Source organism: Micromonospora haikouensis (assembly GCF_000876225.1).
GTDB classification, from domain to species: Bacteria; Actinomycetota; Actinomycetes; order Mycobacteriales; family Micromonosporaceae; genus Micromonospora; species Micromonospora haikouensis.
Genome location: NZ_JXSX01000001.1, coordinates 2,572,392 through 2,582,107, shown reverse-complemented (window position 1 = coordinate 2,582,107; position 9,716 = coordinate 2,572,392). Strand labels below are relative to the sequence as shown.

Genomic DNA, 9,716 nt, shown 5'->3' with positions numbered 1-9,716 from the left:
TGATGGGGCGAGCCTGCGCAGACCGTCGTGCCCATGCCCCACCTTCCGTCAGTCGAGGTGCCGTCGTTGGAACGCTCGTGGTTGTTCGCCCGCCTGGCCGTGCCGGCCGGCGGCTGCCCGGACGCCGGGGCGGCCGAGCTGGTCGGCACCGTCGTCGCCGGGCTGGTCGCCGCCGCCCGCCGCGCCGACCCGGGGTCCGGCTGGTTCTACGACCGGCTCGACCCCACCGGCGCCCCGGTCGCCCCGGCCGGCTCCGCCGCCGGGCCGCGGCTGCGCCTCGGCATCCGCGCGTCGGCGGCGGGGCTCGACGTGGTCCGGGCCGGGCTGCGCGCGTACGACCGAGGGTTTTCCCTGGTCGACGAGGCGCACGTGGTCCGCGATCCGGCCCGGGGCGGACCCCTCGCGCAGGCCGGCAGCGACCTGGCGCTGGCCCTGCTCGCCGGGGACGGGCCGTGGCTGCCCGGCGCGGAGCTGCCGCTGGCCGTGGCGCACCTGCGGCACCTGGCCGGGCTGCTGCCGGCGGCCGACCGGGCCGCGTTCCTCTTCCTGCACTGGCAGGACCGCGGCGCGACGCTCACCGGGGCGCACCGCCGGGAACTGGCCGCGCAGGCCGCCGCCGGGGCGGACAAGATCGTCCTCGCGGCGGACGACCTGCCGCCGGGCGGGACGGCCGAGGCCGCGTGGCGGCGCTACCTGGACCGGGTCGCCGACGTCGCCGGGCGGGACCATCCGGACGCGCCGCGCGGCTTCCTGCTGGCCCACCACGCCCAGCTCAGCCACGACCGGTGGGGCATCGCCCCGGACGTCGACGCGCTGGCAGCGCTGGCGCTGCGGCTGACGCTGGTCCGCCGCGCACCCGAGTCGGAGGAGAGAGCAGCCGCATGCAGGTGACGGAGACCCCCGCGCGGATCGAGGTGGCGCTCGGCGAGCGCGCCTACCCGGTGCTGATCGGGCCGGGCGTGCGCCACCGGCTGCCGGCGGCGGTGGCGCGGATCGGCGCGCGGCGGGTCGTCGTGGTCTCGGCCCGGCCGCCGGAGTGGACGCCCGACCCGGGCGTGCCCCACCGGGTGGTGCCGGCCCGCGACGGCGAGCACGACAAGACCCTCGCCACGGTGGAACAGCTGTGCCGGGCGTTCGCCGAGTTCGGGCTGACCCGCACCGACGCGGTGGTCTCCTGCGGCGGCGGCACCACCACCGACGTGGTGGGGCTGGCCGCCGGCCTCTACCACCGGGGGATCGCCGTCATCCACCTGCCGACGTCGCTGCTGGCCCAGGTCGACGCCAGCGTCGGCGGGAAGACGGCGGTGAACCTGCCGGAGGGCAAGAACCTCGTCGGCGTCTACTGGCAGCCCCGCGCGGTGCTCTGTGACACCGAACACCTGACGACCCTGCCGGAGCGGGAACGGCGCAACGGGTACGGGGAGATCGCCCGCGCCCACTTCATCGGCGCGGGCGACCTGCGCGGGCGGCCCGTCGCGGAGCAGATCGCCGCGTGCGTGGCGCTCAAGGCGCGGGTCGTCGCCGCCGACGAACGCGACTCGGGGCTGCGGCACATCCTCAACTACGGCCACACGCTGGGGCACGCGCTGGAGGTCGCCACGGGCTTCCGGCTGCGGCACGGCGAGGCCGTCGGCGTCGGCACGGTCTTCGCGGGCCGGCTCGCCGGCGTCCTCGGTCGGATCGGCCCCGAGCGGGTCGCCGAGCACCACGAGGTGGTCGCCGGCTACGGCCTGGACACGGAGCTGCCCTCCGACGTGGACCACGACGAGCTGGTCGCGCTCATGCGGCGCGACAAGAAGGCCACGGCGGGCCTGTCGTTCGTCCTCGACGGCCCGGCCGGGCCGGAGCTGGTGGCGGACGTCCCACCGGAGGCCGTCCGCACCGCACTGGGGTGAGAGGAAGGGCACTCCGTCGGCGCTGATGACGGGACGATGATCCGGCCGTGACGGCCCCGGGGACGCTGGCGACATGATGACTCTCGGACTTCACCCAGCCCCATCGAGAAGTGGCCCATGCGCGGCATGAGCAGGCTCGCCTCGGCCGCATCCGCCGTGCGCAGCCGGTGGTCGCGCATCCTCGGGTCGGCGACCGCTCTCACCATCGTGCTGGCAGTCGGTGGCGCGGCTGTCACCCCACCGCAGGCGGCCCGGGCTGCGAGCTGCAAGGCGGAGACGTGCGAGGGCAAGTGGGCCGGTGACGCGGGTTGCCTGGCCGACAAGGTGGTCGCCGACGACCAACGGATCCTCGTCGAGTCGCCCGAGGACAGCGTCAAGCTGTTGGAAGGCACCAGCACGCTCTACTACTCACCGAGCTGCCAGTCGACCTGGACGGACTGGCTGATCACCTTCGACGAGACGTATTGGGAGGTGGAGTTCCAGTTCTGGGAGCTGACCCAGTACGGCGCGAACGAGATGCGCAAGCCAGCGGCACCGTCCCCGCTCTTCCCTGACGCGTACGTCAACTACACGACGGCCGGGGTCAACCTGTGGCGCTCGGCGATGACGGACTGGAACAAGTCGGTGCGGGCCTGCTGGTACGTGGTCGGCTCGGGGGACCCTCCCACTCCGAACAACGATCCCGACGAGCAACTGGAGTGCACCAAGTGGAACTGAAGCGTGACCGACCGGCGCGACCGGTCGTCCTTGGTGCGCTCGGTGCGGTGGTCGCGATGAGCGCCTCGGTGCTTGTCGTTCCCCAGCCTGTGGCCGCCCGGCCGATCTCACCGGTCCCCGCCGAGACCCTGAGCCGGGGGGCGCTCGCCGACCCGGACGCCTCGCTCGGCCCCGACTGGGCCGGCTCCAGAGACCAGTTGGTCGCCGGGGCCGGTGACCGAAGCGGCTTCCACCTGTTCGTGGCCCGGGAGCGGGACGCCTTCGCCTGGTCGAACCTGACCACACTGAATGCCGGTCTCCCCGACGTCGGCAACTGGACGGGCAGCGTCTGTGTCACCGGCTCCGGCAAGCGTGCCGTCGCGGTGTACGCGCCGACCTCGTACAGCAACAAGCCGGAACTGGCCACCAAGGGCGCCTACGTCGCGGTGGTCGACCTGACCAACGGCAAGGTCGTTCCGCTGAAGGAACGGGTTCAGCTGGCGTACTACAACCCGTCCTGCGGGGCCGGTGAACGCGTGCTGGTCACCCGGCCCACCGACGTCGACCAACAGACCACCGAGGTCATCGCCATCGACGCGGCAGCCGGCAAGGTGACCTCGACGGTCCGCCTGGCCGGGCAGTTCACCAACGCGGCACCGGCGGCCGAGGGCGACTACGGCATCCTCCGGGGCGGTCTGCACCGGCTCCGGGCCGGCAAGCTCACCAAGCTGGCCGACCCGGGCGGGCAGCCGTTCGCCGTGCGGGTGACGGCTGCCGGCGCGGTCGACGTGCTGACCGTGGACGAGGCGAAGCCGGGCGTCGAGGCCCGGGCGAGCGCCCACCGGTACGACGGCCGCCGGCACACCGTGCTCGGCACTGGCCGGGCCACCGGCCTCGAACTGGTCGGCCTTTCGGGCGGTCGCAACGCCCTCGTCGGCGACATCGCCGGAATCCGCCGGCACCCCGCCGACCTGGTGCTGCTCACGGCCGGCGACAAGACCCGGGTGGCCTCTCGGGAGGGACACCTGCTGCTGATGTCGGCCAGCCCGGTCGAGACGGGTCAGGCCGACCGCCGAACCCGCCTCGACGTCACGGTCCGGGCCACGAGGAGCGGCCGGGAGAGCCGGCACACGGTGACCACCACGCCGAAGGCTCCAGCGGACGTCGCCGCTCCCCGGGCCGGTCGGCGGCAGGCCCCCAGCGCGCAGATCACCGGAGAGGTCATCACCAACCCCTTCTTCCGGCCGACCTGCGCGGTTCCCCGCAACGACATTCGCCGCCAGGTGCTCCAGCCGAGCGCCAACCAGGTGGAGTGGGCGGTGGACCTCGCCGTGCAGGGCAAGTTGACCGTCTCCCGACCGGCGAACTACCTGAAGACCGGCGGGCCGGCGTACACCCCGCAGGGGCTCTTCCCGTTGCCGTCCGGGCCGCGGGTGCCCGCGCAGGTGATGCTGGCGGTGCTGGCCCAGGAGACCAACATGGCACAGGCTTCCTGGCATGCCGCGCCGGGCGACGGCGGCAACCCCCTCGTCTCCGACTATTACGGCAGCCGCAGCAGCAGCTCGTGGGGGTGGGACTACATCGACTACGACAGCAGCGACTGCGGATACGGCATCTCCCAGGTCACCGACGGCATGACCTGGGACTCGACGAAGTGGACCGAGGCCGAGCGGGTGGCCATCTCGAGCGACTACGCCGCGAACATCGCCGCCGGTCTGCGGATCCTCGTCGAGAAGTTCAACCAGGTGCAGTCGCTCGGCATATCGGTCAACACCAACGACCCCCGCTACATCGAGAACTGGTTCCTGGCGGTCTGGGGCTACAACAGCGGCGTGCACCCGCGGGGCGAGCCGGGCGCCAACGGGAACTACGGGCTCGGGTGGTTCAACAACCCGGCCAACCCGTCGTACCCGGCGAACCGGGCGCCGTTCCTGCGCATCAACACCGACGACGCCAGCCACCCGTCGGACTGGTCCTACCCGGAGCGGATCATGGGTTGGGCCGAGGTGCCGCAGTGGCAGTGGATCGATCCGGTGACGAAGTACTCCAAGCCGCTGTTCGGATCGTCGAGCAACCAGCTGAGCCTGCCGAGCAGGTACCAGTTCTGCGGTGCGGCGAACAACTGCTCCCCGTTCGGGGACAACTCGGGCTGCGACGAGTCCTGCTGGTGGCACGGCAGCACCAGCTGGGCGTCCGAGGCCGCCCCGCTGAGCACCGAGAAGCTGGTGTACGCGGTGGGTTCGGCAGAGCCGGCCGTCAAGGCGGTCTATCCGAAGCGGTGCACTCCGTTCTCGGCGAGCGGGGCTCTGGTGGTCGACGACCTGAAGGACTCGTCGATCAATCCGCTGGGCTGCGCGGGGCAGAGCTGGGGCGGCAAGTTCACCCTCCGCCTCGGGTCTCCTGCGGGCGACGGGAACAGCTTCTACGCAGACATCGACGTCCATCAGCTCGGGGCGGGCTATCTCGGCCACATGTGGTTCACCCACAGCGTCGACGACAGCGACGCGCCGCTGCACCAGGTGGTCGGCACGTGGACGCCGAACATTCGCAGTGGCATCCAGAGCTGGGACATCGTGGTGCACCTGCCGTCGCACGGCGCCAACGAGACGGCGGCCGAATACCTGATCCAGCCGGGTATCGGCATCTACAACGACCCCCGCGACCAGGAGCGCACCTGCGTGGTCAACCAGGACTCAGCCACCCAGGGCGCCGACCGGTGGGTGAGCCTCGGCCGCCACACCCTCGGGCCGCGTGCGCGCGTACAGCTCAGCAACAGGATCACCGGCGCGAACGGCGAGGTCGACATCGCCTGGGACGCGATGGCGTTCGTGCCGGCGACCGGCACCGCGAAGTCCTGCGGCACTGCCTGGTGACACAGCTGACCGGGTGAGTCGATCCGAGGGGCGGGGACCTACCGGTGCCCGCCCCTCGGCCTGCGCTCCGCGAAGAATCCGGCGACCGGCACCCGGTGCCCCCTTCGACACCCGTCGCGTCGACGGGTAATCGGGTGGACAGCGTGCCGTTGCGGGGCGATCGTCGGCCCATGAGGCAGGAAGACATCTGGGACGCAGACGCCGCCGCGCGCTACGACACGCCGGGCGTCGGCATGTTCGCCCCCGAGGTGCTGAGGCCGACCGTGGACCGGCTCGCCGCGCTCGCGGGCGGCGGGGCGGCGCTGGAGTTCGCCGTCGGCACCGGCCGGGTGGCCGTGCCGCTCGCCGAGCGCGGGGTGCCCGTCACCGGCATCGAGCTGTCCACCGCCATGGTCGACAGGCTACGGACGAAGGTGGACGAGGCGGCGTTGCCCGTGGTCGTCGGGGACATGGCCACCACCGTCGCGCCGGGGGCGTACACGCTCGTCTACCTGGTCTTCAACACGATCGCCAACCTGCTCACCCAGGCCGAGCAGGTCGCCTGCTTCCGCAACGCGGCCCGCCACCTCGGCCCGGGAGGCCGGTTCGTGATCGAGCTGTGGGTGCCGGAGCTGCGCCAGCTCCCGCCGGGCCGGCAGGCCACGGTCTGGCACTGCGAGCCCGGCTACATCGGCCTGGACACCTACGACGTGCTGCGCCAGCACGTCGTGTCGCACCACTTCAGGTTCGGCGAGGACACCGAGGCGCAGGTGTTCCGCACGCCGCACCGCTACATCTGGCCGGCGGAGCTGGACCTGATGGCGCAGTTGGCCGGCTTCGAGCTGGAGTCGCGGCACGCGGACTGGGCCGGCGGCGAGTTCACCGCCGAGTCGCGCGACCACGTCTCCGTGTACCGCCTCCCCTGACCGGCCGCCACGCCCGCCGAACGCCACGCCGCCACGCCGCCGGGGTCCGGGGCCGGCGGGTCGCCCCGCCATGTCGCCGACATCGCGGGATCCAGGCCGACTCGATACCGCCATGTCGCCGACATGCCGACCGCGCCCGACCGCCCGCCCCGCCCGACCGCGCCGCCGCCGCGCGGGTCAGCGCCGCCGCGCGCCCAGGGCGGGCGGGTCAGGGGACCAGGGCCGCCGGGCAGTACGCCAGCAGGTCCGTCGGCGCGTGGACGACCACGTCCGGGCCGGCGGCGAGCAGGACGGCGACGTCCCCGCCGTGCCAGGTGGTGGCGACCGTGGTGACGCCGGCGTCCCGGCCGCTGAGCAGGTCGATCACCGCGTCGCCGACCATCATGGCCTGCTCCGGCGGCACGTCGAGGTGGCCGAGGGCGGCGAGGACGATGTCCGGGGCCGGCTTCGGGCGGGCCACCTCGTCGGAGCCGATCACCTGGTCGAACAGGTCCAGTACGCCGAGCGTGTCGAGCAGCGAGCGGGCCCGGGGGCCGCTCTTGCCGGTGGCGATGGCCATCCGGACGCCCCGGCCGTGCAGCTCCTCCAGGGTCTGGCGTACGCCGGGGAACAGCGGCACGAGGTGCGCCATCCGGTAGCTCTCCCGGACGAACGGCTCCTCCATCTCCAGCGGCAGCCCCATCAGCCGCATGATGTCCGGGAAGTACCGGCCCATGTGCCGGTTGTACTCCTCGAACGGCGCGGGCCCGTCGCCCACCACCTCGGCGTACGCGATGCTGAACGCCTCGCGCATGACGGCCGAGCTGTCGACCACGACGCCGTCGAGGTCGAACACGACCGCGCGGATCGGGCCCCGGGCGGGCGGCGGCGGGAGGGTGACGTCGACGGTGGACGGTGGATGGGTCATGGCTGCTCCCCGGAGCGAGTGAGGTCGCCGGTGGTTCTCACCGGTCGCGTTGGCCCGCCAGCGCGTGCTCCCGCTCCGGCTCGGTGGGCCGGGCGGTGCGGTAGATCCGTTCGATGATGTCGATGGTCCGGTGTGCCTCGGCGACGGCCGCGCCCCGGCTGGCCGGGGCGGCGAGCAGGCCGGGCAGGGCATCGAGTTGGCGGTCGTACTCGGTGCCGATCGGCTCGGCCGGCAGCGGCAGCGCGACGGTCTCGCCGTCGCGGGTGCGGGTGAGCACCGGCGTCGGCTCCCGGTTCGGGCTGAACCCGAACGTGCAGCGCAGGGTGGCCGTGCCGGCGGCGCCCTGCACGGTGATGGTGGTGCGGTCCAGCGCCTCGTGCGACGCCCAGCAGGCGTGCACGGCGACGGACGCACCGTCGGCGGTGAGCAGGAACCCCCGCGCGGTGTCCTCGACGTCGCCCCGCGACCCGCCGACCGAACCGTCGCCCCGTAGCGCGCCTGCGGCAGCGGCGGAACCGGCGGGGTCGCGCCAGACGGCGTGCGCGGCGGTGTCGTTGACGAAGTCGGCGGAGACGCTGCCGACGGCGTGGGTGATCCGGGTGGCCGGGCCGAGCAGCGGCAGCACCGTGTCGAGCAGGTGCCAGCCGAGGTCGACGAGCGCGCCGCCGCCGGAGAGGTCGCGGCGGGTGAACCAGCCGCCCGCGTCGGGCACCCCCCGGGCGCGGACCCATGCCACGTCGACGTGCCGGATCGGGCCCAGCTCGGCGGCGGCGTCGGCGAGGGCCCGCACGTCGGCGCGCCACCGGGCGGCGCTGCCGGCCAGCAGCACCGCGCCGCCGGCGCGCTCCGCGTCGGCCAGCAGCGCCGCCTCGGCGGAGCTGAGGCAGACGGGCTTCTCCAGGAACACGGGTACGCCCCGGCGCAGCAGCCGGGCGGCGACGGCGGCGTGCAGGTGGTTGGGCACGGCCACCACCACCAGGTCCGCCGCTCCGGCGGGCAGGTCGTCGACGTCGGCGTACGCGAAGGGCACCGCGTGGGTGTCGCGGGCGGCTTCCCGGACGGCCGGCTGCGGGTCGACCAGGGCCGTCACCTCGAAGGCCGGGTGCGCGGCGAGCCGGGGCAGCCAGATCTCCCGGCCGGCCCAGCCGAGGCCGACCACGGCGACCCGGATCGGGCCGCCGGGCGGCACGGCGACGCCGGAGACGGCCGGCGGCGGGGTGGTCATCCGGCGAGGACGTCGGCCAGCACGGCGGCGATGTCGTGCATCTGCTGCTCGGTGCCGAGCAGGGTGCGGTGGTGCAGCCAGACGCAGTCGGAGTGGATCTGCTCGACGTTGGGGCAGCGGGCGGCGATCTGCTCGACGGTCTCGTCGGGGGCGCCGGCCTTCCAGAACCCCTCGCACCGGTAGATGGCCCGGAACGCCACGAACGCGGGCACGCCCCGGGCGATGAGCGCGTCGACCACGGCGCGGCGGCGCTCCGGGGTGATCCCCGGGATGCGGAACATGGCCATGTAGTGCGGGTTGCGGTCGGTGCGCGGGTCGATGGTCTGCGGGACCACGCCGGGGATCTCGGCGAGCAGGCCGGCCAGCAGCGGCCAGCGCTGCTCGCGTACGTCGATCTGGCCGGCGAGGCGGGCGAGTTGGGCGCGCAGCACGGCGGCGGTGAACTCGCCCATCCGGTAGTTGGAGCCGGTGGTGCGGTGCAGGTAGTCGCGGTCGGTGCGCGGCCGGCCGCAGCTGTGCACGAGGAAGGCGCGCTCGCGGGTCTCCTCGTCGGGGAAGAGCACCGCGCCGCCCTCGCCGGCGGTCATCAGCTTGCCGTTCTGGAAGCTGAACGCGGCGATCGAGCCGAGTTCGCCGACCTTGCGGCCCTGCCACTGCGCGCCGTGGGCGTGCGCGGCGTCCTGGAGCAGCGCCACCCCGGCGTCGGCGGCGATCTTGTCGAGCGCGTCCATGTCGGCGAACTGCCCGGCCATGTGCACCGGCATGATCACCTTGGTGCGGTCGGTGACGGCGGCGGCGACGGCGGCCGGGTCGACGCAGTAGGTGTCGAGGTCGACGTCGACCGGCACGGCGACCGCGCCGAGGCGCTGCGCCGCGAGCGACGACGAGATGAAGGTGAACGCCGGCACGATGACCTCGGTGCCGGGCCCGACGCCGAGCACCTCGAGGGCGACCTCCAGGGCGTGGGTGCCGTTGGTGACGGCGAGGGCGTGCGGCGTGCCGTGGTACGCCCCGAACTCGGCCTCGAAGGTGTCGACCTCGCTCCCGCCCATCCGCCACCACTGGCCCTGTTCGAGGGCACGGATCAGGCCGGCTCGTTCCTCGTCACCGAACTGCGGCCACTCGGGGAACTCCGGCACCGTCGACGGCTGACCACTCATGACTTCCCACTTCCCAATCCAGGAGGACCAGCGGTTCCCCGGCCGTCCCACGGCG

The 9,716-nt window shown here is 73.6% G+C and carries 8 protein-coding genes; 5 read left to right on the top strand and 3 right to left on the bottom strand.

Annotated features, from left to right (window positions below; translation table 11 throughout):
- The first annotated feature begins 33 nt into the window (after positions 1–33).
- From TK50_RS11330 to TK50_RS11310, 5 genes are all read left to right on the top strand, one after another.
- Positions 34–891: a hypothetical protein gene (locus TK50_RS11330; protein WP_063838564.1), complete on the top strand. Its 858-nt coding sequence runs from the start codon at positions 34–36 to the stop codon at positions 889–891.
- On the top strand, positions 882–1,895 hold the full coding sequence (locus tag TK50_RS11325; protein WP_043962705.1) for a 3-dehydroquinate synthase family protein: 1,014 nt from the start codon (positions 882–884) through the stop codon (positions 1,893–1,895). The genes TK50_RS11330 and TK50_RS11325 overlap by 10 nt, the downstream gene beginning before the upstream one ends.
- Positions 1,896–2,021: 126 nt before the next feature.
- Positions 2,022–2,612, top strand: coding sequence for a hypothetical protein (locus TK50_RS11320; RefSeq protein WP_144420212.1), 591 nt, complete (start codon positions 2,022–2,024; stop codon positions 2,610–2,612).
- Between the two features lie 56 nt (positions 2,613–2,668).
- The gene (locus TK50_RS11315; protein WP_043964296.1) at positions 2,669–5,464 is read left to right on the top strand and encodes a carbohydrate-binding protein; all 2,796 of its coding nucleotides are present in this window, start codon (positions 2,669–2,671) and stop codon (positions 5,462–5,464) included.
- A gap of 170 nt (positions 5,465–5,634) precedes the next feature.
- Complete coding sequence (locus TK50_RS11310; protein WP_043962703.1) at positions 5,635–6,369, top strand: class I SAM-dependent methyltransferase; 735 nt, start codon at positions 5,635–5,637, stop codon at positions 6,367–6,369.
- Between the two features lie 208 nt (positions 6,370–6,577).
- Here the strand turns inward: TK50_RS11310 and TK50_RS11305 are convergent, their stop codons facing one another.
- The 3 genes from TK50_RS11305 to TK50_RS11295 are packed head-to-tail and all read right to left on the bottom strand — an operon-like array spanning position 6,578 to position 9,661.
- Positions 6,578–7,276 (bottom strand): HAD-IA family hydrolase, encoded by a 699-nt coding sequence (locus tag TK50_RS11305; protein ID WP_043962702.1) that lies wholly within the window; start codon positions 7,274–7,276, stop codon positions 6,578–6,580.
- 37 nt (positions 7,277–7,313) lie between these two features.
- On the bottom strand, positions 7,314–8,501 hold the full coding sequence (locus tag TK50_RS11300; RefSeq protein WP_043962701.1) for a Gfo/Idh/MocA family protein: 1,188 nt from the start codon (positions 8,499–8,501) through the stop codon (positions 7,314–7,316).
- Positions 8,498–9,661, bottom strand: coding sequence for a DegT/DnrJ/EryC1/StrS family aminotransferase (locus tag TK50_RS11295; protein WP_043962700.1), 1,164 nt, complete (start codon positions 9,659–9,661; stop codon positions 8,498–8,500). The genes TK50_RS11300 and TK50_RS11295 overlap by 4 nt, the downstream gene beginning before the upstream one ends.
- Positions 9,662–9,716: the final 55 nt, after the last annotated feature.

What these genes read in the sequence shown, in the direction of transcription:
- TK50_RS11315 (WP_043964296.1), top strand. Translation starts at nt 2,669, where the DNA reads ATGAGCGCCTCGGTGCTTGTCGTTCCCCAGCCTGTGGCCGCCCGGCCG.
- TK50_RS11330 (WP_063838564.1), top strand. Translation starts at nt 34, where the DNA reads ATGCCCCACCTTCCGTCAGTCGAGGTGCCGTCGTTGGAACGCTCGTGG.
- TK50_RS11300 (WP_043962701.1), bottom strand. Translation starts at nt 8,501, where the DNA reads ATGACCACCCCGCCGCCGGCCGTCTCCGGCGTCGCCGTGCCGCCCGGC.
- TK50_RS11295 (WP_043962700.1), bottom strand. Translation starts at nt 9,661, where the DNA reads ATGAGTGGTCAGCCGTCGACGGTGCCGGAGTTCCCCGAGTGGCCGCAG.
- TK50_RS11310 (WP_043962703.1), top strand. Translation starts at nt 5,635, where the DNA reads ATGAGGCAGGAAGACATCTGGGACGCAGACGCCGCCGCGCGCTACGAC.
- TK50_RS11305 (WP_043962702.1), bottom strand. Translation starts at nt 7,276, where the DNA reads ATGACCCATCCACCGTCCACCGTCGACGTCACCCTCCCGCCGCCGCCC.
- TK50_RS11325 (WP_043962705.1), top strand. Translation starts at nt 882, where the DNA reads ATGCAGGTGACGGAGACCCCCGCGCGGATCGAGGTGGCGCTCGGCGAG.
- TK50_RS11320 (WP_144420212.1), top strand. Translation starts at nt 2,022, where the DNA reads ATGAGCAGGCTCGCCTCGGCCGCATCCGCCGTGCGCAGCCGGTGGTCG.